The organism is Bacteroides sp. OM05-10AA (assembly GCF_003439055.1).
In the GTDB taxonomy this organism is placed as follows: Bacteria; Bacteroidota; Bacteroidia; order Bacteroidales; family Bacteroidaceae; genus Bacteroides; species Bacteroides intestinigallinarum.
Window position 1 is genome coordinate 1 of record NZ_QSUR01000055.1, and the last position, 25,860, is coordinate 25,860.

The following is a 25,860-nucleotide window of genomic DNA, read 5'->3' on the forward strand; positions in this document are numbered from 1 at the left end:
GCGAAAGTAGGAAGAAAACTACTTCGTTTTCCTCCTACTCGATTTCTCATTGCGATGAGAATATTTTCTCACTACGATGAGAATGATCTCTTATCAGAATATACTGTGACGTCGTTTGGTGAGTTCTAATCAATAGGGAATCAGTTCGAAGTCTGCATAAATAGGAAGATGATCGCTGATACCTCCCTGATATTTCATTCCTTTGTAGGTGCGGAAAGGTTCTTTATCTCCATATTTCTCGTCATCTTTCAGTAAAAAGGGGAGAAGACAGACGTTTGCTCTTTCTTCACTGGTGAAAAAATGGCTCGATTGATTTAATAGAGTACCCGATACAATCAGATGGTCAAGCAATCCCCATTCACCGCGATATTTGTAAGAACCGAAGCTTTTTGACTTCGCTTTCCGGGCAAGTAGATGATATAGTTTTAGTGAGGAAGGAACAATTGTTGAAGGGTTGGTGGAGTTGAGTGTTGAGGCTGGCTTTGGGGCAGTAATGGGAGGCGCTTCGGCCTCCAGTATTTTCTGGATAGATTGATTCGTCGGGTAATCATTGAAATCCCCCATAATAATAACTTGCGGATGAGAACGAATATTTAGAATGTGATCGACTTCCGTGCGCAGAATTTGAGCTGCGTATAAACGATAGGGTTCCGATTCTTTAGCTCCACCCGAACGGCTTGGGAGATGGCAGACAAATACGTCTAATGTGTCTCCCGTCAGCAGAAGTCCGCTGACGTGTAGCAAATCTCTTGTCGGGCGGTATTGTCTCAACGGAGGAATGGAGATAGAACGGGAAGATAACAGCTTGAATAAATCCCGTTGGTAAAGCAGGGCTACGTCAATCCCTCTCAAATCAGGGGAATCGGTCATTACATAACGATAGTTAAGCTCTTTTAAAGGAGAACGGCGGGTCAGATCACGCAGCACCGTATCATTTTCCACTTCGCATAATCCGACTAGTGCAGGAGTATTCCATTTTCCAATAGCTGTGATTACTCGCGCCACATCAGCCAGCTTTTTCTTATATCTGCTATAATTCCAATGACGCAGCGCATCGGGAAGAAATTCGTGGTCGTTCTTTAAACTGTCATGGTGCGTATCAAACAGGTTTTCTATGTTCCAGCTGACAACACGGAAAGGGATTCTTTCTTCCTGACAGGGAGCTTGTTTGCTATGATAGTCTTGTGCTATGACAGAGCAAGGAGCGAAGAAACTTACGACAATTAAAAACATTGTAAAAAAGAGCATGGCAGCAGCGATTCTTTTCCGCTTGTTACCATACTCTTTTTTGTGATATTTTATCTGTCTGTTATTTTTTGGCAGGTACATGTGCCAAGATATCCAACAGATGTTTCCAGAACTTCTCTACGGTAGGAATAAGCATCCGTTCGTCGGGAGAGTGAACACCTGTAAGTGTCGGTCCGAAAGAAACCATATCCAACGTTGGATACTTATCAAGGAACAGGCCGCACTCCAATCCTGCGTGGATTGCTTTTACTTTCGCATCTACGCCGAATAAGCGTTTGTATGATTCAACTGCTACTTCGAGGATAGCCGAATGTGGATTCGGTTTCCATCCCGGATAACCTTCTCCGAAAGTAACATTGGCTCCTGCCAGTTGGAATACGGCACGAACCGTGTTCGCCATATCGTTGCGTGCGGACAGTATAGAACTTCTCTGACTGGTTTCAATGCGGATGATATGGTTGGGCTTCATCTTGACAGATGCCAGATTGGTAGAAGTTTCCACCAGTCCGGGAATATCCTGGCTCATGGCATATACACCGTGAGGAGCTGCATACAGAGCTTTTAATAAACGGGTAGTAGTATCCTGGTCGATAGCCATTTTGCGTGGATTTTCCGATTCGAGAACCAGCTTTAAGTCGGGCTCTACAACGGACAATTCGTCTTCCATTTCGCTGGTGAAGATATTCAGTTCGGTGCGGACATCATGTTTGGCGTCTTCGGGAACAGCACAGATGGCATAAGCCTCGCGGGGAATAGCGTTGCGCAGGTTACCACCGTTGATTTCACATAGGTACAGATCGTGTCTGGCAGTCATGCGGGAAAGGAAACGGTTCAGTATTTTGTTGGCATTGCCACGTCCCAGGTGAATATCGCCACCGGAGTGACCGCCTTTCAGCCCTTTCACTTCCACCTTGAAGAAGAAATATCCGGCGGGAACTTCCACTTCCTTATAAGTAAATTCTGCAACGGAGTCGATACCTCCGGCACATCCGATAAAGATTTCCCCTTCATCTTCCGAATCGAGGTTCAGAAGGATGTCACCGCTCATAAAACCTTCTTGCAGGGCAAAAGCTCCGGTCAGTCCGGTTTCTTCGTCTACGGTAAACAGGCATTCCAGCGGACCGTGCTCAATGCTGTCGTCAGCCAGGATAGCCAGCTCGGTAGCTACACCGATACCGTTGTCGGCTCCGAGGGTAGTGCCTTTGGCTTTCAGCCATTCACCGTCAATTTCCGTTTCGATGGGATCGGTGAGGAAGTCGTGTTGAACATCGTTATTCTTTTCGCACACCATGTCGATATGCGATTGCAGAACGACGGTTTGAAGATTTTCTTTTCCCGGAGTAGCGGGCTTTTTAATCAATACATTGCCGGCTTCGTCCACCTTGGTTTCCAGATTATGTTTTGCTCCGAATGCCTTCAGGTAGGCAATCATTTTCTCTTCCTTCTTCGAAGGGCGTGGCACTTGGCAGATTTCTTCGAAATACTTGAATACGCCAGCCGGCTTTAAGTCTTTTTTTTCCATGCTGTTTCTATTTTATAATAGGAATAGAAGGGCTGTTTTCGCTTCTTCTATTGCTAAATATGGTTAATTTGATTGACTTATCTGAACTCATATCTCATTAAAGCCTATCTTTGCACTCACAAAATTAATAGAAATGGTTGAGACTATACTGATAACTTTGTTAATAGTTGCTATTTCCCTGGTATTATTAGGGGTGAAAGTATTCTTTACGAAGGGTGGGAAGTTCCCGAATGGTCACGTGAGTGGGAATAAAGCGTTGCGTCAGAAAGGAATCGGATGCGCACAGTCGCAAGATCGCGAAGCACAAAAGAAGCCGCGTTTTTCTATTAACGAGTTGGAAAAAGCCTTGAACGATAGTATGAATTAAATTTATTAAAAACAATACTTATTAATTATGAATAGAATGAACTACCTCATGAACGGTTTGGCTGCTCTTGCGTTTATCGTTTTATTTTCACAATGTGCTGGCAAAACTGACAATCAAACTACCAATGCTCCGGCTCAGGCTAATGCCGAACTGTCAGGAATGAAAATTGCCTATGTTGAAATAGATACGCTGCTTGCCAAATACAATTTCTGTATTGACTTGAATGAGGCGATGGTAAAGAAGAGCGAAAACGTTCGTATGACATTGAATCAGAAGGCTACCTCTTTGAACAAGGAAAAGCAAGATTTTCAGAAGAAAGTTGAAAACAATGCTTTCCTGTCACAAGATAGAGCGCAGCAAGAGTACAACCGTCTGGTGAAGTTGGAACAAGATTTGCAAGAGTTGAGCAACAAACTTCAGAATGGTTTGATGGAAGAGAACAACAAGAATAGCTTGCAGTTCCGCGATTCTATCAACGCTTTCCTGAAAGAATATAATAAGACTCACGGATATAGCCTGATCTTCAGCAACACTGGTTTCGATAACCTGCTTTATGCTGACAGCACTTTCAATATTACAAAAGAAATTGTTGACGGGTTGAATGCAAGATATTCACCTGTGAAGAAATAAATGATATAAAACTGTTCCGTTCTTTATAAAAGGACGGAACATTATCGAATTAAAAAAAGTGATGCCTGTTCAAGACTGAAAAGCTATGAACGGGCTTTTTTTATGACCTTTCTTTTTCTTCTTCCTGTGGAATACGGAAAGCGGTGTAAAGTTCGAGGATGGCAGCAACTGTGAGGCAGGCAATCCATTCATTGCCTCGTGTGGTAAACATAAAGGCTCCGGTCAGGATAAGTGCCAGTGCACCGAATATCTGCTGAACACGCAGGCGTTTCAATGTTTTGCTCTTTCCTTTGACGGGTGTGTTCACTTGTGCCAATGCGATACATCCGGCTCCAACAGTATATATGTAAGGAGCGTATATCCATCCGGTAATAAACACAGCTGCTCCGGTGAGAGCCATTATGGCGCCTACGGTGAAAAGGGCGGGTACTAATTGTTTCATTCTTTAATCTTCAAAAACGTAAATATCTTCGTTGGGTTTCTTCATCAGATACTTTTCACGGGCGATCTGTTCGATGGCGTCCGGATTGGTACTTATTTCGTTGAGACGTTTGGTGTTTTCTTCGTAATCTGCCCGGTACTTTTCTATCTCTTCTTTCAACTGACTGATTTCCCGTTCATATCCGAAACGACGAACCAGGCTGTTCTCGTCCAGAAAGCCAATGATAACAGCAAATGCAACGACTGTAATGAGGTACTTGCGTCTGCATATGAAACTCCAGATACTGATTAGTTTACCCATAATTTCTCCTTTTAATATCTGCAAAGATAAAACTAATAACTTAAAAACTTATCGCTTCGGCTTCAAAACTTCTCTCTTTATCCCTTATTACTTATCACTTTTTTTGTGTACATTTGCAGAATAAGCGAAATTTCAAAAACAGAGAGAATCCCGGATATGGAAAACTATATTGTTTCAGCCCGTAAATACCGTCCGTCCACGTTCGAATCGGTGGTGGGACAGCGGGCGTTGACTACTACGCTGAAAAATGCAATTGCTACCCAAAAACTGGCTCATGCTTATTTGTTTTGCGGACCGCGCGGGGTAGGAAAAACGACTTGCGCGCGTATCTTTGCCAAGACCATTAATTGTATGACGCCTACCGCTGACGGAGAGGCTTGCAATCAGTGTGAGTCATGTGTAGCTTTCAACGAACAGCGGTCATATAATATTCACGAACTCGATGCTGCTTCTAATAACTCGGTGGATGACATTCGCCAGTTGGTGGAGCAAGTGCGTATCCCACCACAGATTGGTAAGTATAAGGTATATATCATCGACGAGGTGCACATGCTCTCGGCATCTGCTTTCAATGCGTTCCTGAAAACGCTGGAAGAACCTCCCCGTCATGCGATTTTTATTCTGGCTACGACGGAGAAGCATAAGATTCTTCCTACCATTCTTTCCCGTTGTCAGATTTATGACTTTAACCGGATAAGCGTGGAAGATACGGTGAATCATCTGTCGTATGTTGCTTCGAAAGAAGGAATCACGGCAGAGCCGGAAGCGCTGAACGTGATAGCCATGAAGGCGGACGGTGGTATGCGTGATGCATTGTCTATCTTCGATCAGGTGGTTAGTTTCACCGGAGGAAATATCACCTATAAGAGTGTGATTGATAATCTGAACGTACTTGATTATGAATATTATTTCCGTCTGACGGATTGCTTCCTCGAAAACAAGGTGAGCGACGCATTGTTGCTTTTCAATGATATATTGAATAAAGGTTTTGACGGAAGTCACTTTATTACCGGATTGTCGTCTCATTTCCGTGACTTGTTGGTCGGGAAAGACCCGGTGACATTGCCTTTACTGGAAGTGGGAGCGAGCATACGCCAACGTTATCAGGAACAGGCGCAGAAATGTCCGTTACCTTTTTTGTACCGGGCTATGAAGCTGTGTAATGAGTGCGATTTGAATTACCGCATCAGCAAAAATAAGCGTTTGCTGGTAGAACTGACCTTGATACAGGTTGCACAGCTTACCACCGAGGGGGATGACGTGAGTGGTGGGCGTGGCCCTAAGAAGACTATAAAACCCGTATTCACTCAGCCTGCCGCAGCACAGCAGCCGCAGGTAGCTTCTGCCACTCAGGTTCAGCAGGCTCCAGTTCATTCGTCTCCGTCTTCAGTTACAACACAGGCTGCTAATGGCACTACTGCCCAGCATCCGCAGGCTTCTGCGGCTGTGCAACCGGGAGCACCGGCTTCTCCTGGTGCGGCTTCGTCTGCTCCGTCACAAGGAGCGGGAGTTGCTCAGACTGCCAAGGAAGAACGAAAAATTCCCGTGATGAAGATGTCCAGCTTGGGGGTATCTATCAAGAATCCGCAGCGTGACCAAGTATCGCAGAATGCGACTACAACTTATGTTCCTAAGGTGCAACAACCGGAAGAGGATTTTATGTTCAATGACCGGGATTTGAATTATTATTGGCAGGAGTATGCCGGCCAGTTGCCGAAAGAACAGGATGCTCTTGCAAAACGTATGCAGATGCTCCGTCCGGCGTTGCTTAACAACTCAACGACTTTTGAAGTGGTGGTTGATAATGAGTTTGCTGCAAAGGATTTTACAGCTTTGATTCCCGAATTGCAGGATTATCTTCGCGGCAGACTGAAGAACAGTAAAGTGATGATGACAGTGCGGGTAAGTGAGGCAACAGAAACAGTACGTCCTGTGGGACGTGTCGAGAAATTCCAGATGATGGCTCAAAAGAATCAGGCATTGATGCAACTGAAAGATGAGTTCGGGCTGGAATTATATTAATGTACTTACTTCTATCAGATTACCATCCGGATCTCTGAAATAAATACTCCGGATGGCCCCCTGCGCACCTTGACGCTGGACTATACCGACTTCTATTTCTATTCCTTTGGATTCTACTTCGGCCTTTATTTCCTCTATGTTTCCTTCTGTAAGTAAACAGATGTCCGCACTTCCGAAAGCAGGATGCTTGGCTGCAGGAAGGAACTGTGCTTTTCCTACATGAAGATTGATTTTCTGATTACCGAACTTGACGGCAAAGCGTTGGTTGCTTGTATCGGCTTCCATTCCCAGGACTTCTGTGTAGAAATGTAGGCTTTTATCTATATCGGACACCGGTATGACGATATGGTCGATATTCTTGATTTTCATATCAATGTAGGCGTTGATTCATGCGGTCTTCATATCCGTCTGAAGGTTTTCTTCCCGGCATGACAATCCACAGGATAATATATATAATCACTCCGGCGAAAGCGGTGAAGAATGTAGCCAATATATATACTATTCTCAATAAAGTAGCATCCCATCCGAAATATTCGGCTATTCCGGCACATACACCTGCAATCATTCGATTGGAAGAGCGGGTTAATTTCTTTTCATTTTCCATGATATACTATGTTCTTTTAGTGCAAATGCTACACAAATATAGAGAATATATTTGGTTTATGGGTTAAACGGAAAGATTTATGTATTATTTGTTAGCATTTTAACTTACTTAATTGGGGGTCAACAATAGACCAACAACAAGGAATATTAGGTAGGATTTAGCATGATTTGCTCTCTAAGATGTCTATTTCCTGAAAGCAGAAAACCCTCATAAGTATTTAACTTACAAGGGTTTTTGTTGGGTGGAAGACCGGACTCGAACCGGCGACATTCAGAACCACAATCTGACGCTCTAACCAACTGAACTACATCCACCATGTTTGCGTTTCTCTAACGCGGTGCAAAGATAGATATTATCTTCTAATCTCCAAAAGATTCTGCTATTTTTTTTCGAAAAAAGTATATTCTTTTATTCCCCGATTGTGCTTGCTGAAAAGGGTTCGCGCATCATTTACAAAGATTTTCAGAGAGTTACGTGCTTGTAAAGGAATTGAATCAATCGGCAAATTGACTGGGAGCAATTGATGATTTTTTTTTCCTGATTGAATGGGACGGGCTGTCCATACCAAACTATAATCACAATTATTGAGGCGGGCAGTGCTGTCTTTTACTAATTCCATTCTTACCATCAGTCCTCCGTCAGTGCGGCGGGCGGACATATTGGAAATATAATTTCCCAGCGAATAGACTACGAGATGTTTGTCATTCGTCAGGCTGTCTGTGCGAACTTCGATGGGCTGAACTACGTGAGGATGGGAGCCGATGATATGGTTTACTCCTTTTTCAATCAGCCAGTCGGCGAGGAATTTTTGCTCTTTGTCCGGGAGTGACTGGTATTCGATTCCCCAATGCATACAAGCTATGATGGCATCCGGCTTCATTGCTTTACTCTCTTCAATATCTTTGGCGATGATGGCTGTATCGATATAGTTCACGATATTAGGAGGGGTAACGGGGATGCCGTTTGTTCCATACGTGTAGTTGAGCAGGGCGATGCGGAATCCGTTCTTTTCTAATAAAAGAGGATATTTCTTTTCACGTTCATCAGCGTTGATATACGTGCCTGCGTGTGGAACCTTTAAAGAGTCTATTAATTGAATGGTTCTCTCCAGTCCGGATTTACCACGATCGAGACTGTGGTTGTTGGCAGTCACTAAAACATTGAAACCTGCATCGTGAATTGCGGTCAGAAATTCGTCCGGCGCGCTGAAAGCAGGATAACCTTTGTAAGGTTTGCCTCCTAATGTCACTTCCAGGTTGGCGATGGAGAGGTCGGCTTTCTTTATTTCTTCTTTGACATACGCAAAGCATGTGGAGTAATCATAGCCCGTTGATGTTCGTGCAGCGTTGATTTGTCCCTGATGTTGCATGAGGTCACCTACGAAAAGGAGGCGCAGGGTGTCGGTGGAGGAGATGTTGTCGGAAAGGCTGTCCGACAGGGTGTCAATGATAGAATCTCTCTTTGCCTGCGACCGGGAGGTGCAGGACAAAGAGAGAAGCAAAATCATCAGAAACAGGGTATGTCTCATTGATAAATAGCTTTCTTACCAGCTAAGAGTGTATTTTTCATTAACGATACAATCGTCATTGGTCCAACACCGCCCGGTACGGGAGTGATGAATGAACATTTCGGTGCAACTTCGTCAAACTTCACGTCGCCGGTCAGTTTAAAACCTGATTTCTTGGTTGCATCCGGCACACGGGTAGTACCTACGTCAATAACTACCGCGCCTTCTTTCACCATTTCGGCTTTTACAAAGTTCGGTTGTCCCAAGGCAGCGATAATAATATCAGCTTCCTGGCATTCTTTTACCAGGTCTCTGCTACGGCTGTGGCATACGGTTACTGTGGCATCGCCCGGATAGGCTTTCTGCATCATCAGGGCAGCCATCGGTTTGCCGACAATATTGCTGCGTCCGAGTACGACGCACTTTTTTCCGGAAGTTTCTATGTTATAACGTTTCAACAATTCGAGGATGCCGTTGGGAGTAGCGGATACATAACACGGAAGCCCGATGGACATACGGCCTACGTTGATCGGATGGAAACCGTCTACGTCTTTACGGTAATCAATTGTTTCGATTACTTTCTGTTCGGAGATATGCTTGGGTAAGGGAAGTTGTACGATAAAGCCGTCCACGTCGTTGTCTTCGTTTAGTTCACGTACTTTGGCAAGCAGTTCTTCTTCGGTCACGTCACTTTCATAACGGATGAGGGAAGACTTGAATCCACATACTTCACAGGCTTTTACTTTGGCAGCTACATAAGTCTCGCTACCACCATCGTGTCCTACAAGAATAGCGGCCAGGTGCGGGCGTTTTTCGCCATGAGCCACCATTTCGGCTACTTCGGCTGCAATCTCTTGTTTTACTTGTTCGGAAATTGCTTTTCCGTCTATCAGAGTCATATTTTCAGAGTATTTATTGGTGATGGACAAAAGTAAAATAAATAACTGAACTCTCCAAAGGGATTGGAATTTTTGTCAAGAGATGGGTGGTATAAAAAAAAGAGGGAGTCGAAACTCCCTCTTTTTACTTATCATTAGATTTGGATCTACAGAATGATTACTTTTTCATCTTAGGCATCATCTTACCCATTTTGCTGCTAGTCACCATTTTCATCATTTTGCGTGTCTGGTCGAACTGTTTCAATAGGCGATTCACTTCCTGGATAGTCGTTCCGCTACCTTTGGCGATACGCGTACGGCGTGAACCGTTCAGTATTTCCGGATTGGAACGTTCTGCCGGAGTCATGGAATAAATGATGGCTTCGATGCTCTTGAAAGCATTGTCGTCAATATCAATGTCTTTGATTGCTTTTCCTACTCCCGGAATCATGGAAGCGAGGTCTTTCAGATTACCCATTTTCTTGATTTGTGCAATCTGGCTAAGGAAGTCGTTGAAGTCGAATTGGTTTTTGGCAATTTTCTTCTGTAAGCGTTTGGCTTCTTCTTCATCGTATTGTTCCTGTGCGCGTTCTACCAATGAAACGATGTCACCCATACCGAGAATACGGTCGGCCATACGGGCAGGGTGGAACTGGTCGATTGCTTCCAGCTTTTCACCTGTACCTACGAATTTAATCGGTTTGTTCACTACCGAACGGATAGAAAGAGCCGCACCACCGCGGGTATCACCATCGAGTTTGGTCAGTACCACACCGTTGAAGTCCAGACGTTCGTTGAATTCTTTAGCTGTGTTTACAGCATCCTGACCGGTCATGGAGTCTACCACGAATAGAATTTCGTCCGGGTTGATTGCTTTTTTGATAGCGGCGATCTCGTTCATCATCTGCTCGTCTACTGCCAGACGTCCGGCTGTATCGACGATAACGAGGTCGTATCCTTTGGCTTTGGCTTCCTGAATGGCGTGTTGTGCGATTTCTACCGGATTCTTGCTGTCCAGTTCGCAGTACATCGGTACTTCAATCTGTTCTGCCAATACACGCAACTGTTCGATAGCTGCCGGACGGTAAACGTCACAAGCCACCAATAATGGCTTACGGTTCTTCTTGGTTTTCAGCATCCGTGCCAGTTTACCGGAGAAGGTGGTCTTACCCGAACCCTGCAAACCTGACATCAGGATAACTGCCGGACGGGCGTCGATGTTGATCTCGGCTGTCTCTCCACCCATCAATTGTGTAAGTTCATCATGCACGATTTTCACCATCAACTGGCTTGGCTTCACAGCCGTAAGAACGTTCTGGCCAAGCGCTTTTTCTTTCACCGTATCCGTGAAATTCTTTGCAACCTTGTAGTTTACGTCGGCGTCGAGAAGTGCTTTACGTACGTCTTTCAGCGTCTCCGCCACGTTGATTTCGGTGATTTTGCCTTCACCTTTCAGAATCTTGAATGACCGTTCTAGTCTTTCACTTAAATTATCGAACATAGTTATTTAATTACGAATTACTAATTACAATTTACTTGGCCGAAAGAGAGACTTTTCCGTCTGCTCTTTATTTGAGCTTGCAAATGTACAAAAATCTCTTGTATTTATATCTTTTTATTCTGCCATTTTGCTTTTTTGAGATAAATATAACTTGTTATCAACAGTAAGCTATAATACACAATCTCAATTGTAAAGCAGATTTCGATTGGTGCTTTCAGCCACATTCCGATGAAAACAATGTAAGATCCGTAGATGATGATTGTAATTGTTTCGAGCAACAGGGCTGCTTGTGTATTTCCTGTTCCGGAGATGCCGTTGAACACCACATTGGCTACGGATGCGATAAGCATGGCGAAGCAAATAACGTATACCGAGGGCACGGATTCTGTAATGAGTGCCGCCTCACTGGTGTAGATAGAGAGTAGGAACTGCGGAAATAGTGCTGATACCGCTACTAGTCCCAGCATGATGAAAAAGGAGAACCGGGCAATTTTATTGATGAGCGGCATCACGTGCTGGATACCTCCTGCACCAATGGCGTTGCTGACAAGGCTGTTGGTGGTTGTAGCCAGTGCATTGACCGGAATTAGCAGTACGACGTAGATACTTCGGACGATATTGGCAATCGCCAGTTCCCGTTGTCCCAACCGTTCTACGGCTACAAAGAATACGAACCAGGTAGCCATTGACAGGAAATATTGCAGCATGGTGAAACAGGAGATACTAAGTATTCGCATCAGTAATGCCGGGTCGAATGTGCGCAGGCGGTTCAGGCCGTATTTCTTCAAATCGACGGTGAGGTATGTGTAAATGACGAAAAAGAGAATGGAGGAAGCTTCTGCCAGTACGGAGGCGATAGCTGCTCCCTTGATGCCCATTTCCGGCAAACCGAACTTTCCGAAAATTAATGCGTAATCCAGTACGACATTGGTTAATGCCATGACGATGGCATTGACGGTTAGTACTTTAGTACGTGTAATGCCGATATACAATGCACGGAACATGACATTGATGAACGAGAAAAAGAATCCGTAAATACGCCAATCCAGAAATTCCATCGTTCCTTCGTAGATGGATTCTGAAGAAACCAGCAAACGCATGATGTTTCCGCCGAATGCTTTGGTGAATCCGAATAGCAGCAGTGCCATCACAAACAGGAACATGACTCCTTGAATCATGACGGGACCGACATCCGAATAGCGTCCTTCGCCGTTGCGTCGTGCGATGACTATCTGCGAACCGGTACTGAATCCGAATGCGATGGTGAATACGCATATATAAAACAACCCGCCCATAGCTGATGCTCCAAGGGCTACCTCGCTCACGTGTCCGAGGAATGCTGTGTCGGTGACATTGATGACATTTTGTGCCAGCAAGCTTAGTAGTATCGGATAGCTGACACTCCAAATCTGTTTGTTGGTGTACATAATTAAGTGTTTAAGTTTACACTTTGCAAAGATAGTGCTTTATTTTGATTCGGAAACGATGGGGTAGATGAAAACAATTTCCGGACCTTCGGGAGTTTTATCATTGACGAGATAGTTTCCTCCGAAATGTTTTAGTAACAACAGGTTGATATCATGCCGGATGATGGTTTCCTGTGATACGAATGCATGGTCTGCCAAAGGTGAATTAGTGATCCGGAAACGGAGCATGTCTTCATTCTGGCTTAATGTGAACCGGATGATTCGTGCTTGCCGGTGTTCTTGCGGGTACACCAGTGCGCTAATCAAGGCCTGCGTCAGTCGCATTATATCGGTATGGATTTGGGCGTCCGTTTCGCTGGAAAATTCAATCCGGATACCTGTTTCTTCGTTCCTCATCTGCGCCATGCTGCATGCTTCCTTGCATAGGGTAGTGGCATCATAGTCTTGCAACTGGAACTTCATCATTTGAGCTTCCAAACGGGATAGGTCGAGAACGTCATTGACAAGTCTCATTAACTTCTCTGAACTTTTGTGGATGATGTTTGAGTATTCTTGCCTTATTTCCTTGTCTATGTTGGGCTCGCTGGCTATGAGTTGTGAGAAACCGACTACATTGTTGAGTGGGGTACGGATGTTATAGCTCATGTTGGACAGGAAGCGATTTTTTATTTCATTGGTCTTCCGCACGTTTTCTGTTGTTTTCCGGATTTCGTTTTCCGCGTATTTGAGTGCTTTCCGTACCATAAAGAGTCGCGCCATAAAGATAAAAAGCAGAATCAGGATGACAAATATAAAGATCAGATAGGTGAGCTGGATCCGGTTGTTTTCCCTTTTTTGCTCCAGTTCTGTTTTTTCGATATTGTATTTGCTTTGTATTTGTGCCATCTGATTGTTTGAGAGTACAGTGGCTGTCGAGTCTTTGATGGCGAGTGCCTGCTCATACAGAGGGATGGCTTTTCCGCTTTGTCCTGCCTGTTTCCATATTCTGGCCTTTTCGAGTAGTTGTTCGGCATAGTCGCTTGTGAAGTCTTTCTTCAACATCATCAGTGTCGTATCGATATAATCCGATGCCTGTTGATAGGCTCCAATTACCTGGTAATATTTGCCAAATGTGTCGAAATAGAGTACTTTATACATGAAATAAGTATTCTCGTCCAGATATTCTTTAGATTTTACGAGATGTTCATAAGCTTGTTGCGGCTGATGGGTATTCAGGTAATAATAGCTGTAGAACAGTTCATTGAACAGGTATACATCGGCAAATCCCGCTTTTAAGGATGGATTCGCGCTGATGTGGTTATGAAGAGTGTTTTCCAGTTCCTGCAGGTATTTGAGTAGTTTTTTATTATCTTTCTTTTCTTTGACAACGGATACTAACTGTGACAGTACCGAGATACGGACTACCGAATTTTCAGTTGGAGTGAGTAGCTGGTAGGCAGCCTCCAGTGCTTCTATTCCTTTATCCCAGCGCTGGCTGCCGATATATGCATTACTCAGGCATTGATAGGCGGCTATACTACCCCGGTTACTGTTCATTTGGGAGGCTTGCTGTTGCATCTTTTGAGATTCGTTGATAGCAAGTTCATATTGTTCGTTGAATGTGTACAGGTCTATCTGAAAACGTTTGGCATCAAAGAAGTAGTTCCATAAATCTGATTTCCGGGTATGAGGCTCCATTATGGTGAGCCATTTCGCTACACTGTCTTGATTATTACGATTGTAATAGTATAAGATATGGTAGTAAGCGGCCAGACCGGCATATTTGTCATTTTCCAGTTGCAATGCTTCTTTCATTAATGCATCTGAATATTGGATACATTGCTGGTTGTTTTGTTCTATTCTGATGATTTGATTGAGAACATTCAGCCGTGTCGTATCGTACGGTAATGTTTGCAACACCTTTATCAGGCTATCGGATTCCAAAACAATCTCGGTATTGGCTTTTCCGGTGAGGGTGCAGCATAATAGAAGGAACAGGAGCAGGACTTGTTTCATTCGGCTTCCTCCTTTCCTGGTTGCTCATGACAAATAGGGTGTGTGAACAGGAAACGGGCTCCTTCCTTATAATTGGAGTCAATCCATATTTTACCGCCCAGCTGCTCGATAATGAGTTGGCAGATAGACAAACCGAGTCCTGTGCCTTGAGCATTTTCATTCAGTTTCTCAAAACGGTTGAATATTTTATTCTGATTCTCCGGAGAGATACCGCAGCCGGTGTCGGTCACAGAAAACAGTGCTGTGTCTTCTGTCTGTTTTTCCAGTTCCATGGTGATGGAGCCTTGTGGAGTAAATTTGGTTGCATTGATAAGAAGGTTGATTAATAATTGTTGCAACCTTGCATTGTCTGTCGTCAGTTCTAATGAATGGAGAGAGGTTGAAAAACGGACGTTTGCATTCGTTTGTTTTATTTTCTCAACCATGTCGATAACGTTTCTGCATATTGTTACTGCATCACATCGCTCATATTTGAATTTCATCTTGCCCACTTCGAGACTGGACAAGTCGATTACGTCGTTAATCAGCTTGAGTAACAGTTCTGAATTTTGCTGAATAATATCGCTACACTGTTTCCGGGTCTCGTTGTCGATGGATTCTTCCGTCAGGATGGATGAGAAGCCGGACAACGCATTGAGCGGCGTGCGAATTTCATGGCTCATGTTGGAAAGGAAAAGGCTCTTTGCCCGGATGGAATTTTCTTCTTGCTTTTTCACTTTTTCCAGTTCCTGCTGCGATTGGCGCAGTTTTTTATTTCCTCGTCTGACCAAAAGGATGAAAAATACAATCAGTATGACTATGAATAGGATGGTAAACCAGCTCCAGAAAAGGATTGTCTTCTGCCTGTTTAAGTTGTCCAGTTCGTTTTTGTCTATTTGGTAGAGGGTGTGTAATTCGTTGATTTGGCGAATGTAATTCATTGCATCCAAAGAATCTTTGTATGTATTGAATATTTCATAAGCTTCACATGCTTCCTTGCTTTTTCCCATTAGGGCAAGTATGTGTGCCCGATCCTTTTGTACCTGCAGGGATGTGTATGAGCCGGCCGCTTTTGTATGTGAGAGTAATTCATTAAGTGTGGTTAATGCCTGGATGTATTCTTTGGATTCAGTGTAATAAGAAAAGTACAGGTATTTAATCATTAAATGAAAATATGGGTACTGATACTCCCGGCTGATTTGTTCGGCTTGTCGTATATAGCTTAATGCTTCAGGAAGATGGTGTGTCTGAATACGGTAGAATGCCTGGCAGTAAACTAGATGAAAATCGTCTTGGGGATTCCCCCCCTTGTCAGTAATTGATTCGAGTTCCCCAATATAATCTTCTATATCTGTCATTTGATGATATTTGAGCTTGGTCAGAATGAGTTGGGGTAAGAGTGTTTTGGCGTATTGGTTGGCATGAGGTATTTTCTGGATCACTTCTAATGCTTCTTTATACGATTCGATGGCGGCTTGTGGTGTTGACGAGCTTAAATAAGCATTTCCAATGGCGTGTAATGCGAGTGCTGTTCCCAAAGGATAGTTCATTTCTCTGGCTTTTTGATACATCTGGTTGGCCTGATTGATGGCAAGACTGATGTTACCTTTTGCTATTAAAGCCTGAACGGCCAGCAGATTTATCTGAAATAGGAGTGGATATTGTTGTTTCTTTTGTAATTCCGGTTCTAAAAGTTTTTTCCAGGCAATGATGCTGTCGACTGGGGCGTCCGGACTAAATGGATGATTGTATTCAAGTAAAGGTTGTAATAAAGAAAGACGCTCTGAATTTGTGCGTGCAGCATATAAGGTGACCGATATTAATGCGGTTACGACTATTGCAATTATATGACGTCTGTGTTTTTTCACTTGATATAAGAATTGCTTGCTTGTAAGTTTATCTGCAAAAGAACTAAAAAGAGTGAAGATTACAAAGAAATCTTCACTCTTTTTTATAATTTATTTTCTTTTGAGTATTTCTCGTACCCCAGGGCCCTCGTGGTTAGGGTAACCTGGAGTATGGTTTCTGCATCGTGGATCGGCATCTACTTTCAAACTCCGGTAATCGTCTTTGGTACGGACGATGTAATCATCAAGCATGGCACGGTGTTCGGCGAGAATTTTACTGTATTTGGGGTCTTTGGCGAGATTCTTGCGTTCTCCCGGATCCTTTTTCATATCATATAGCTCTTCTCCGTTACCTTCCAGATAGTGAGTGTACTTGTATCTCGGTCCGCGTACCATACGTCCGGGAGTAACGACATATTCATATTCGCTATGCCATTCAGAAACGACATAGGGGTGAGTTTTTTTCTGTTTTTCTCCTTTTAATATAGGTGCAAGGCTGATTCCCGGTTTTTCGGCCGGAACAGGAATTCCTGCCAAATCACAAAGGGTAGGCAGAAGATCCAGTGTAGGTTGTGTCAATACTTGGTCTATGGGCTTTTTCTGTTGTTTGATGCCGGGGCCTGCAAAGATAAACGGTACGTTGGTCATTTCATCGTAGAAGCTGATGTGTTTGGTCACCATGCGGTGTGAAGCCATTCCATCACCATGGTCAGCCATGATAATAACGATTGTGTTTTTTCCGGCAGGAGTGGAGTAGAGGGCTTTCAATACGCTGTCTACTTGCTTGGAAACCATCTTGGTATAGTGTTGGAAAGCAGCAATGTAATGACGGTAATTCTCTTCATTCCAATGAGAGGCTTGGGTCATACGGCGATGACTGCAGCAGATGTATTGCACAGGTTTAGGGATATTGCTCCAGTCTTCTACATCGAAATTGGCCGGTAGTTCCGGAAGGGTTTCGCTGATGGGGCGGTCGGTATGTACTCCTTCGTTCGCTCCTACAAATCCACAGATATTGTGAGGGTTCTGAAAATCAGCGATACAGATGAATGGTTCTTCCGGCGGATTACTTAGATAAGCAACAGCGTCTTCACATGTTCCTACGTCTAGGAAGCTGTCGTTATTAACCGGGAATTCCGGATCGGTGAATGGCTTGGCTACCGGTTCTTTATGCTTGAATCCTCTAAGTGAACCCATGTCGTGTGTTTTTCCGAAGTGTACGGCTTCGTAACCGTTTTCAGAAAAAAGACTTCCTAATGTCGGTACATTTTCGGGAATACGTGGGTTGATAGGTTCGCTGGAGTTGGAACGTACATTGGTTTGATGAGGCATCATGCCACTCCATAAAGCAGCGCGTGAGGGTTGGCTGAGAGGGCAGCCTACATAAGCATTGGAGAAGATAACTCCTCGTGAAGCGACTTCGTCAATAGGGAGGGTGCAGCCTTGTGTTTGTCCGTAAGCTCCCACAACGCGTTGTGTCAGATGGTCGCACTGGATAATCAGGAAATTGGGCTTTTCTTGGGCCTGCGCTGTCACGCTGCACAGGGCTAATCCCATGAATGGATAAATAGTTTTCATTACTGGTTAGAATTAAGTAATATTTGATTTGGAAGCAAAAGTAGGAAAAAAGGAAACGTAAAAAAGGGCGAGGTAGTAGTTTTGGACGCAAATGAAAGTATTTTGTACAAAAATGAAAGGTGTGGCAAGCGGTTAGGGGTAACTATCGGTGATGGGAGTTGAATGATAAGTGATAAACGGCAGGTGATAAGTCATAAAATGGGTTACAGAAAAAGAAAACGGTGAATAAACTGCACTTGTTATGGCGCAGTTTGTTCACCGTTCATTTATAAGTTTGCTGTTGATTAGCTGTTCATGCTCATCAGGAATTCGTCGTTGTCTCTGGTTTTTTCCAGACGGTCTTTAACGAAGTCCATTGCTTCGATCGGATTCATGTCGGCAAGATATTTGCGTAATATCCACATGCGGTCAAGAGTTGTTTTATCAAGCAACAGATCGTCGCGACGAGTGCTGGATGCAGTAATGTTGACTGCCGGGAAGATACGTTTGTTGGACAGGTTGCGGTCGAGCTGCAACTCCATGTTACCTGTACCCTTGAATTCTTCGAAGATAACTTCGTCCATTTTAGAACCGGTATCGATCAATGCGGTAGCAATAATGGTCAGTGAACCACCGTTTTCAATATTACGGGCAGCACCGAAGAAGCGTTTAGGTTTATGAAGTGCATTTGCATCCACACCACCGGAAAGAACTTTACCGGATGCAGGAGATACTGTATTGTATGCACGAGCCAGACGAGTGATAGAATCAAGGAAGATAACTACGTCGTGACCACATTCTACCAGACGTTTTGCCTTTTCCAATACGATACCTGCAATTTTTACGTGGCGTTCTGCCGGTTCGTCGAAAGTAGAAGCGATTACTTCTGCATTAACGCTGCGCGCCATGTCTGTTACTTCTTCCGGGCGTTCGTCAATCAGTAACATAATCATGTAAACTTCCGGGTGGTTGGCTGCGATAGCGTTGGCGATATCTTTCATTAAGATGGTCTTACCTGTTTTTGGTTGGGCAACAATCAATGCACGTTGGCCTTTACCGATAGGAGCGAAAAGATCGACGACACGGGCAGACATAGAGTCTGAATAACCGCCTTTGCAAAGTTTGAACTTTTCATCCGGGAAAAGAGGTGTCAGATGTTCGAAAGGAACACGGTCGCGAACAAAAGCTGCATCACGTCCGTTGATCTTCGAAACCTTTACCAATGGGAAATATTTTTCTCCTTCTTTGGGTGGACGGATAACTCCTTCTACTACATCACCGGTTTTCAGACCAAATAGTTTGATTTGAGACTGTGATACATAAATATCGTCCGGAGAAGAGAGGTAGTTATAGTCGGAAGAACGGAGGAATCCGTATCCGTCTTGCATAATTTCCAAAACACCTACTCCGTTGAGAATATCGTCGAATTCATAAGGCTTTTCGCGCTCAATAACCTTGCGTTCCTGCTGCTGCTGTTGTACCGGAAGGTTTTCACCCGCATTGTTCTGCTGAGCGGCACGTGGCATCGGTAAGCGTTGTTGGTTTTGGTTCTGATTCGGGTTCTGATTTTGATTTTGATTTGGGTTCTGAACCTGATTCTGGTTATTGTTGTTACGCTGGAAATTATTATTGTTGCTATTGTTATTATTGGCGTTATTGCCGTTATTGCCATTGTTGTTAGCATTATTGTTGCCGTTGTTATTGTCGCGTGAGCGAACAATACGCGGACGTTGCTGCTGGGATTGCTGCTGTTGAGATTGTTGTTGCTGTTGAGGATGAGATGGCTGTTCCGGTGCTGTCTGTGCTGATTCTGTTTTAGTAGCTTCGAATTTTCCGAATAATTCGGTAGGAAGCTCTATTTTTTCAGAAGGCAGGTCTTCGATTGGAATAAAATCATCGTCGTCAACGCTGGATAAGATATTGCTTTCCTCGTCGATAACGGGTGCAGCTTTCTTTTGTGGTTTATCTATTACCTTTTTCTCTACAACAGGTTTGTTAGGTTCAGTAGCCGGTTTATTTGTTTCTGCAACAGGCTTATTTGCTTCTGCAGCTGGTTTGTTTTTTGCTTTCTTCTCGGCTGTTTGCTGTTGTACCGGAGCTGGCTTTTCCGTAGTACCAGTAGCTTTCTCTGCAACAACAGGTTTAGGTTCCACTACTTTGGGTGCTGCCGGTTTTGCATTTTCTACTTCTTTTTTCTCTTCTGCGTCAGAGCTCTTACGAGGACGGCCTACTTTACGCTTGGGAGTAGCAGTGTTTTCTGCTTTAGCTTCTACAACAACAGTTTCTTTTTCTTTGTTTGTACTTTCTTCTTTCTTGGAAGGTTGTGGTGCAGCTTTTACAGGAGCGGCCTCTTTTGTCTTGTTAGCCTCTCCACTCTTTGTTGCGGAAACCACTTTGTCTTCTTTTTTGGTAGGAGCTACCCGTGAACGCTTTTTCTTTTGTTCTTCATTTTTGCGTTCTTCTTTTAGCTTATCTGCGGCAACTTTCTTTGTAGCTCCTACAATGGCCTGTTCATCGAGTATTTTATAAACAAGGTCTTCTTTTTTGTATGAGTCTGCTTTTTTTATGCCTAACTCTTTGGCAATAACTTGAAGTTCCGACAGATTTTTGTCGTTTAATTGGATAATGTTATACATATAGTATGGTAAGTTATTAATATTTCTTTTTTTGCTGAATTATGGACAGCATTACTACAGCTCATGGCTACAGATATGCGAGCATACGTTTTGTTTTTTTATTCTGAATTAGGGATGTATATGTTGAATCGTAGAATGTTTCAACGGGGCAAAGATAATAATTTTTTTTGGTTTCATGAACAATCAAACATTTTTTTCCACGTAAAAGTGTATCTTTGCTACATAAAAGAAAATAGTATGACAGTAAATGAAGCTCATTTAATTTATTTTTCGCCTACACACACATCTAAACAAGTTGCGGAGGCGATTGTTCACGGGACGGGCATAAAAAATATTTTTCCTATTAATGTAACGCAGCAGATTGCGGATGAAATTGTGATTCCTACATCTTCTTTGGCTATTATTGTAGTGCCTGTGTATGGAGGACATGTCGCTCCTTTGGCAATGGAACGTTTGCAGTATATCCGTGGAGTGGATACTCCTACCGTTTTGGTAGTGGTTTACGGAAATCGCGCTTATGAAAAAGCTTTAATGGAACTGGATGCTTTTGCTATTCCTCACGGATTTAAAGTAATTGCCGGGGCAACTTTTATTGGAGAACATTCATATAGTACCGACAAATACCCGATTGCAGTGGGACGTCCTGATGAATCGGATTTAGCCTTTGCTGCGGAGTTTGGGAAGAAAATCATGGAAAAAATACAGACAGCTGATAGTATGGATACCCTTTATCCGGTGGATGTACGTGCTATCAAACGTCCGAGTCAACCATTCTTTCCTTTGTTCCGTTTTTTGAGGAAAGTCATCAAGTTACGTAAAAGTGGTACACCGCTTCCCCGCGTTCCTTGGGTGGAAGATGAGGATTTGTGTACCCATTGCGGGTTATGTGTGGTCCGTTGTCCGGCAGGGGCTATAACGAAAGGGGACGAGCTACATACGGATGAGGCTAAATGTATCAAATGTTGCGCTTGTGTAAAAGCTTGCGTTAGGAAAGCAAGGGTGTATGAAACTCCTTTTGCAGCTTTGTTATCAGATTGCTTCAAGAAACAGAAGTTGCCTCAGACTATTTTGTAAATCACGACGCGCTTAGTCGTTTCATCAATACGAAAGCGGTTGTCTGTTCGTTCGCCTATCAGCCATGCGATGTGTTCTCCGCAGCAGAGTACCCATTGGCGTTCTTTTTGGCTGATAGAAAATTTGCGGTCGGTCAGATAATCGCTTATTTTTTTCTTTCCTTTCATTCCAAAAGGAATAAAAGTGTCTCCCGGCTGCCATTTCCGGTAATGAATTTCTCCATTCAGTTTGTCGGCATCAAAACAGGCAATTTCCTTTTCACGTGGAATGAGAAAATCCGGGGTGTATTCTTTTTCTTCTTTGATAATTTGAAAAGGAGGAAGAGTCTCATTTTCAGATTCAACTGTTTCTATTAATAGGAATTCTCTGTCTTTTATCACTCTCCATTCTTTGCTACAGAATTGCTTGCCCGGTTGGCTATGAAGCGAATGGGTGATATCTTTGATCTGTGCGGAATTGAATCCTAGAGGATGCAGGACTTCGAATAAGATGGCTTCGGGTGCCGGTTCCTTTACTAAATCACTGATTCGGATACCTTCTGCCGTAATGATTTTCTTTTTAGTTTCCTCTATACATTTATTATATATAGTGGCTACATCATTCAGATAATTACTCGTATCTATCAGAGTGTTTTTGACTGACGGATTAATTTCCTGCATGAGGGGAAGGAGGTTGAGTCGGATTTTATTACGGGTATATTCGTCTTCCAGATTGGTGCTGTCTGTCACATAATCTTGTCCGATGTTTTGCAGGTAACGAATTATTTCTTCCCGGTTGATACAAAGCAGAGGGCGTACGATGGCTCCATTGCGGGGGCGGATTCCTAACAGACCGGTAATTCCTGTTCCCCGAATCAGGTTAAGTAGTATAGTTTCTATGCTATCATCCTGGTGATGGGCCACAGCGACAACATCTGCCTGATATTCTTTTCTAATTTTCTCGAACCATTGGTAGCGGAGTTCCCGTGCGGCCATTTCAATCGAAATATGTTTTTCCGTTGCATATTGGGTCGTGTTGAAATCAATGGTATGTAAATGGATTTCCATTCTTTCGCAAAGTTGGCGGACAAATAACTCGTCCCGGTCTGACTCTTTGCCTCGCAGGTGGAAATTACAATGTGCGGCTTCGCAATGATAGCCTGCTGTATGCAGAATATATAGTAATGCCACCGAGTCGGCACCACCACTCAATGCGACCAGGATTTTATCATCTGGTGAGAATAAATGTTCCTTTTCTATATATTTTGTAACGCGTTGTTGTATCATACCTGCAAAGATACGAGTTTATCAATAAGTTTTTTTATTTTTTCTGAATCTTTTAGAGGATGAAAAAAGTTGCTATTTAAAAACATTCTAAATAATTTGCATGCTCCGAAGTTATGAATTATCTTTGCCAAAAATTTTGAGAGTTATGCGTTTGTCCGAATTAAAAACAGGAGAAAAAGGTGTTATTGTAAAGGTATTGGGGCACGGTGGTTTTCGTAAACGTATTGTGGAGATGGGCTTCATTAAAGGTAAAACGGTTGAAGTGCTGTTGAATGCTCCGCTAAAAGATCCCATAAAATATAAAGTTTTAGGTTATGAAATTTCTCTTCGTCGTCAGGAAGCTGAAATGATCGAAGTTATCAGCGAAGAGGAAGCAAAGAAACTGGCCGAGAAGACCGTTTATCATGAAGGATTGCCTGAAGACCTTTCAGTAAAAGAAGAAGATATGAAACGGTTGGCGTTAGGTAAACGCCGTACCATTAATGTTGCTTTGGTCGGAAACCCGAACAGTGGCAAGACTTCTTTATTTAATCTTGCATCCGGTGCTCATGAGCATGTTGGAAACTACAGCGGCGTAACCGTGGATGCCAAAGAAGGTTATTTTGATTTCGAAGGCTATCATTTCCGTATTGTCGATTTGCCGGGAACTTATTCTTTGTCTGCTTATACGCCGGAAGAAATCTATGTCCGTCGTCATATTATCGATGAAACTCCGGACGTGATTATTAATGTAGTCGATTCCTCTAATCTGGAGCGAAACTTATATCTGACTACTCAATTGATAGATATGAATGTCCGCATGGTGGTAGCTCTGAATATTTATGATGAGTTGGAAGCCAGTGGAAATACATTGGATTATCATCTGTTGAGTAAGTTGTTCGGGGTGCCGATGTTGCCTACTGTCAGTAAGAAAAATCGTGGATTGGATACCTTGTTTCATGTTGTTATCAATCTGTATGAAGGAGTAGACTTCTTCGATAAACAGGGAAATATGAATCCGGAAGTTCTTAAGGATTTGACCGAATGGCATGATTCTCTGGAAGATCGTAAGAACCACGAGGAAGAGCATTTGGAAGATTATGTACGTGAACATAAAAAGACGGGGCGTGTATTCCGACATATTCATATCAATCACGGTCCTGATATCGAAAAAGCGATTGAAGCTGTAAAAAGTGAAGTGTCCAAAAACGAATTTATCCGTCATAAATATTCTACCCGTTTCCTCTCCATTAAATTGTTGGAGAATGATCCTGACATTGAGCGCATTGTGCGCACATTGCCAAATGCGGATGAGATATTGCATGTTCGTGACAAGATGTCGAAGCGTGTTCAGGATACAATGAATGAGGATTGTGAATCGGCTATTACGGATGCTAAATATGGATTTATCAGTGGTGCACTGAAAGAGACATTCACAGATAATCACTTGGAGCAGGCGCAGACAACAAAAGTGCTGGATTCGATCGTAACTCACCGTGTCTGGGGATTTCCTATTTTCTTCCTTTTTATGTATCTGATGTTTGAAGGTACGTTTGTCATTGGAGAATATCCGATGATGGGGATTGAATGGCTTGTTGAGCAGATTGGTGACTTGTTGCACAATAATATGACGGAAGGTCCATTTAAAGATTTGCTGATTGATGGAATTATTGGTGGGGTAGGAGCGGTTATTGTCTTTTTGCCGAATATCTTGATTTTGTATTTCTGCATTTCCCTTATGGAAGATTCGGGTTATATGGCTCGTGCAGCTTTTATCATGGATAAAATCATGCATAAAATGGGATTGCACGGAAAATCATTTATTCCTTTGATTATGGGATTTGGATGCAATGTACCTGCTATTATAGCTTCCCGTACTATTGAGAACCGGAAGAGCCGTCTTATTACAATGTTGGTAAATCCTTTGATGTCTTGCAGTGCGCGTCTGCCAATTTATTTATTGTTGGTGGGTGCTTTCTTCCCGAATAATGCAAGTCTGGTGTTGTTAAGTATTTATGTGATTGGTATTGTACTGGCTGTGGTAATGGCTCGCTTGTTTAGCAAGTTTCTGGTGAAGGGTGATGATACTCCATTTGTGATGGAACTTCCACCTTACCGGATGCCGACAGCAAAATCGATCTTCCGTCACACATGGGAAAAGGGAGCGCAGTATTTGAAAAAGATGGGAGGCATTATTATGATTGCTTCTATTATAATCTGGTTCTTGGGGTATTATCCGAATCATGATGCTTATGAAACAGTTGCCGAGCAGCAGGAAAATTCTTATATCGGCCAGTTGGGACGTGGTATAGAGCCAGTTATAAAACCACTGGGATTTGATTGGAAACTAGGTATTGGCTTGCTTTCCGGTGTGGGAGCGAAAGAATTGGTAGTGAGTACATTAGGTGTCTTATATGCAGATGATCCGGATGCTGATTCAGTAAGTTTGGCAGAACGAATTCCGATTACTCCATTGGTTGCTTTCTGTTATATGTTGTTTGTATTGATTTACTTCCCGTGTATTGCGGCGATAGCGGCTATAAAACAGGAATCGGGTAGTTGGAAATGGGCGCTTTTTGCTGCTTGTTACACAACGGGATTGGCTTGGCTTGTATCATTTGCTGTTTATCAGATTGGAGGATTGTTTGTATGAATAATTGGCAAGATTGGGTAGTCGGAGTACTGGTTGTACTCTGCATTGCCCGCGTCATATATGGAATATTTCGTTTTTTTCGTCGTACGCGAGAAAATCAGAATCCTTGTGACAGCTGTGTAAGTGGCTGTGAACTAAAGGATATGATGGACAAGAAACGCGGAGAGTGTGATGTAAAGAAAAAAAGTACAAAGAAAAATTGCTGCGGATAGTTGGTAGTTTCAAAATTTGTACTACCTTTGCAACCGCAAACGAGAAATAATGGTTCCTTGGATGAGTGGCTTAGTCAGCGGTCTGCAAAACCGTGTACGGCGGTTCGAATCCGCCAGGAACCTCAAGTAACACTTTGAATTCCTTGAAAGTCAAGTACTTTCAAGGAATTTCTTTGTACGCTCGGCATGAGCATTATCTAACGGGTGTAAGTCCC

Annotated in this window: 21 protein-coding genes and 2 tRNA genes; 7 read left to right on the forward strand and 16 right to left on the reverse strand. The window is 43.2% G+C overall.

Features of this window, described 5'->3' with window-relative positions; all coding sequences use genetic code 11:
- Positions 1–129 precede the first annotated feature (129 nt).
- Entirely contained in the window at positions 130–1,329 is a 1,200-nt protein-coding gene (locus DXB58_RS25620; protein ID WP_122138685.1) for an endonuclease/exonuclease/phosphatase family protein, read from the reverse strand.
- Positions 1,310–2,770 (reverse strand): aminoacyl-histidine dipeptidase, encoded by a 1,461-nt coding sequence (locus DXB58_RS25625; protein ID WP_122138686.1) that lies wholly within the window; start codon positions 2,768–2,770, stop codon positions 1,310–1,312. Before DXB58_RS25625 ends, DXB58_RS25620 begins: the two co-directional genes overlap by 20 nt.
- A gap of 133 nt (positions 2,771–2,903) precedes the next feature.
- On the opposite strand from DXB58_RS25625, the gene DXB58_RS25630 reads away from it, so the two are divergent.
- Positions 2,904–3,137: a hypothetical protein gene (locus DXB58_RS25630; RefSeq protein ID WP_004300805.1), complete on the forward strand. Its 234-nt coding sequence runs from the start codon at positions 2,904–2,906 to the stop codon at positions 3,135–3,137.
- A 27-nt stretch (positions 3,138–3,164) separates the two neighbouring features.
- Complete coding sequence (locus DXB58_RS25635) at positions 3,165–3,767, forward strand: OmpH family outer membrane protein (protein WP_004300804.1); 603 nt, start codon at positions 3,165–3,167, stop codon at positions 3,765–3,767.
- Positions 3,768–3,867: 100 nt separating this feature from the next.
- On the opposite strand, the gene DXB58_RS25640 is transcribed toward DXB58_RS25635, so the two are convergent.
- Positions 3,868–4,209: a hypothetical protein gene (locus tag DXB58_RS25640; protein ID WP_074638637.1), complete on the reverse strand. Its 342-nt coding sequence runs from the start codon at positions 4,207–4,209 to the stop codon at positions 3,868–3,870.
- A 3-nt stretch (positions 4,210–4,212) separates the two neighbouring features.
- Positions 4,213–4,509: a septum formation initiator family protein gene (locus DXB58_RS25645; RefSeq protein ID WP_004300802.1), complete on the reverse strand. Its 297-nt coding sequence runs from the start codon at positions 4,507–4,509 to the stop codon at positions 4,213–4,215.
- Positions 4,510–4,665: 156 nt separating this feature from the next.
- Between DXB58_RS25645 and DXB58_RS25650 the strand changes: the two genes are divergently transcribed.
- Positions 4,666–6,531: a DNA polymerase III subunit gamma/tau gene (locus tag DXB58_RS25650; protein WP_004300801.1), complete on the forward strand. Its 1,866-nt coding sequence runs from the start codon at positions 4,666–4,668 to the stop codon at positions 6,529–6,531.
- Here DXB58_RS25650 and DXB58_RS25655 read toward each other — a convergent pair.
- The 11 genes from DXB58_RS25655 to rho all read right to left on the reverse strand — a co-directional run bounded on the left by DXB58_RS25655 (position 6,523) and on the right by rho (position 20,462).
- A complete protein-coding gene (locus DXB58_RS25655) occupies positions 6,523–6,900 on the reverse strand; it encodes a VOC family protein (RefSeq protein WP_074559911.1) in 378 nt (125 codons plus the stop codon). The two genes, DXB58_RS25650 and DXB58_RS25655, sit on opposite strands and share 9 nt — an antisense overlap.
- 1 nt (position 6,901) lies before the next feature.
- Positions 6,902–7,135: a PspC domain-containing protein gene (locus DXB58_RS25660; protein ID WP_004300799.1), complete on the reverse strand. Its 234-nt coding sequence runs from the start codon at positions 7,133–7,135 to the stop codon at positions 6,902–6,904.
- Positions 7,136–7,374: 239 nt separating this feature from the next.
- Positions 7,375–7,450, reverse strand: a tRNA-His gene (locus DXB58_RS25665).
- Between the two features lie 64 nt (positions 7,451–7,514).
- Positions 7,515–8,663: a CapA family protein gene (locus DXB58_RS25670; protein WP_117934045.1), complete on the reverse strand. Its 1,149-nt coding sequence runs from the start codon at positions 8,661–8,663 to the stop codon at positions 7,515–7,517.
- Positions 8,660–9,541 carry a bifunctional methylenetetrahydrofolate dehydrogenase/methenyltetrahydrofolate cyclohydrolase FolD gene (gene folD / locus DXB58_RS25675; RefSeq protein ID WP_004304330.1) on the reverse strand — a complete coding sequence of 294 codons (882 nt, stop codon included), beginning with the start codon at positions 9,539–9,541 and terminating at the stop codon, positions 8,660–8,662. Before folD ends, DXB58_RS25670 begins: the two co-directional genes overlap by 4 nt.
- Before the next feature lie 157 nt (positions 9,542–9,698).
- Positions 9,699–11,021, reverse strand: coding sequence for a signal recognition particle protein (gene ffh, locus DXB58_RS25680; RefSeq protein ID WP_004300796.1), 1,323 nt, complete (start codon positions 11,019–11,021; stop codon positions 9,699–9,701).
- Between the two features lie 104 nt (positions 11,022–11,125).
- Positions 11,126–12,448, reverse strand: coding sequence for an MATE family efflux transporter (locus DXB58_RS25685; protein ID WP_074638917.1), 1,323 nt, complete (start codon positions 12,446–12,448; stop codon positions 11,126–11,128).
- 39 nt (positions 12,449–12,487) lie between these two features.
- Positions 12,488–14,443 (reverse strand): HAMP domain-containing sensor histidine kinase, encoded by a 1,956-nt coding sequence (locus DXB58_RS25690; RefSeq protein WP_122138687.1) that lies wholly within the window; start codon positions 14,441–14,443, stop codon positions 12,488–12,490.
- A complete protein-coding gene (locus tag DXB58_RS25695; RefSeq protein WP_122138688.1) occupies positions 14,440–16,290 on the reverse strand; it encodes a HAMP domain-containing sensor histidine kinase in 1,851 nt (616 codons plus the stop codon). Before DXB58_RS25695 ends, DXB58_RS25690 begins: the two co-directional genes overlap by 4 nt.
- A gap of 90 nt (positions 16,291–16,380) precedes the next feature.
- Entirely contained in the window at positions 16,381–17,847 is a 1,467-nt protein-coding gene (locus tag DXB58_RS25700; protein ID WP_199488018.1) for a sulfatase, read from the reverse strand.
- Between the two features lie 284 nt (positions 17,848–18,131).
- A complete protein-coding gene (gene rho, locus DXB58_RS25705; RefSeq protein ID WP_122138690.1) occupies positions 18,132–20,462 on the reverse strand; it encodes a transcription termination factor Rho in 2,331 nt (776 codons plus the stop codon).
- Positions 20,463–20,699: 237 nt separating this feature from the next.
- Between rho and DXB58_RS25710 the strand changes: the two genes are divergently transcribed.
- The gene (locus DXB58_RS25710; RefSeq protein WP_195355543.1) at positions 20,700–21,536 is read left to right on the forward strand and encodes a 4Fe-4S binding protein; all 837 of its coding nucleotides are present in this window, start codon (positions 20,700–20,702) and stop codon (positions 21,534–21,536) included.
- Here the strand turns inward: DXB58_RS25710 and tilS are convergent.
- Complete coding sequence (tilS, locus tag DXB58_RS25715) at positions 21,521–22,801, reverse strand: tRNA lysidine(34) synthetase TilS (RefSeq protein WP_122138691.1); 1,281 nt, start codon at positions 22,799–22,801, stop codon at positions 21,521–21,523. The genes DXB58_RS25710 and tilS overlap by 16 nt on opposite strands.
- Positions 22,802–22,946: 145 nt before the next feature.
- Here tilS and feoB point away from each other — a divergent pair, with 145 nt between their 5' ends.
- From feoB to DXB58_RS25730, 3 genes are all read left to right on the forward strand, one after another.
- A complete protein-coding gene (gene feoB, locus DXB58_RS25720) occupies positions 22,947–25,433 on the forward strand; it encodes a ferrous iron transport protein B (RefSeq protein WP_122138693.1) in 2,487 nt (828 codons plus the stop codon).
- Positions 25,430–25,645, forward strand: coding sequence for a hypothetical protein (locus DXB58_RS25725; protein ID WP_004300786.1), 216 nt, complete (start codon positions 25,430–25,432; stop codon positions 25,643–25,645). Before feoB ends, DXB58_RS25725 begins: the two co-directional genes overlap by 4 nt.
- 51 nt (positions 25,646–25,696) lie before the next feature.
- Positions 25,697–25,768 (forward strand) — tRNA-Cys (locus tag DXB58_RS25730).
- Positions 25,769–25,860: the final 92 nt, after the last annotated feature.

Coding starts and splice junctions, on each gene's coding strand:
- DXB58_RS25685 (WP_074638917.1), bottom strand. CDS start 12,448: ATGTACACCAACAAACAGATTTGGAGTGTCAGCTATCCGATACTACTA.
- DXB58_RS25630 (WP_004300805.1), top strand. CDS start 2,904: ATGGTTGAGACTATACTGATAACTTTGTTAATAGTTGCTATTTCCCTG.
- DXB58_RS25650 (WP_004300801.1), top strand. CDS start 4,666: ATGGAAAACTATATTGTTTCAGCCCGTAAATACCGTCCGTCCACGTTC.
- DXB58_RS25625 (WP_122138686.1), bottom strand. CDS start 2,770: ATGGAAAAAAAAGACTTAAAGCCGGCTGGCGTATTCAAGTATTTCGAA.
- ffh (WP_004300796.1), bottom strand. CDS start 11,021: ATGTTCGATAATTTAAGTGAAAGACTAGAACGGTCATTCAAGATTCTG.
- folD (WP_004304330.1), bottom strand. CDS start 9,541: ATGACTCTGATAGACGGAAAAGCAATTTCCGAACAAGTAAAACAAGAG.
- DXB58_RS25660 (WP_004300799.1), bottom strand. CDS start 7,135: ATGGAAAATGAAAAGAAATTAACCCGCTCTTCCAATCGAATGATTGCA.
- DXB58_RS25620 (WP_122138685.1), bottom strand. CDS start 1,329: ATGTACCTGCCAAAAAATAACAGACAGATAAAATATCACAAAAAAGAG.
- DXB58_RS25725 (WP_004300786.1), top strand. CDS start 25,430: ATGAATAATTGGCAAGATTGGGTAGTCGGAGTACTGGTTGTACTCTGC.
- DXB58_RS25670 (WP_117934045.1), bottom strand. CDS start 8,663: ATGAGACATACCCTGTTTCTGATGATTTTGCTTCTCTCTTTGTCCTGC.
- DXB58_RS25690 (WP_122138687.1), bottom strand. CDS start 14,443: ATGAAACAAGTCCTGCTCCTGTTCCTTCTATTATGCTGCACCCTCACC.
- DXB58_RS25645 (WP_004300802.1), bottom strand. CDS start 4,509: ATGGGTAAACTAATCAGTATCTGGAGTTTCATATGCAGACGCAAGTAC.
- feoB (WP_122138693.1), top strand. CDS start 22,947: ATGCGTTTGTCCGAATTAAAAACAGGAGAAAAAGGTGTTATTGTAAAG.
- rho (WP_122138690.1), bottom strand. CDS start 20,462: ATGTATAACATTATCCAATTAAACGACAAAAATCTGTCGGAACTTCAA.
- DXB58_RS25655 (WP_074559911.1), bottom strand. CDS start 6,900: ATGAAAATCAAGAATATCGACCATATCGTCATACCGGTGTCCGATATA.
- DXB58_RS25640 (WP_074638637.1), bottom strand. CDS start 4,209: ATGAAACAATTAGTACCCGCCCTTTTCACCGTAGGCGCCATAATGGCT.
- DXB58_RS25710 (WP_195355543.1), top strand. CDS start 20,700: ATGACAGTAAATGAAGCTCATTTAATTTATTTTTCGCCTACACACACA.
- DXB58_RS25635 (WP_004300804.1), top strand. CDS start 3,165: ATGAATAGAATGAACTACCTCATGAACGGTTTGGCTGCTCTTGCGTTT.
- tilS (WP_122138691.1), bottom strand. CDS start 22,801: ATGATACAACAACGCGTTACAAAATATATAGAAAAGGAACATTTATTC.
- DXB58_RS25700 (WP_199488018.1), bottom strand. CDS start 17,847: ATGAAAACTATTTATCCATTCATGGGATTAGCCCTGTGCAGCGTGACA.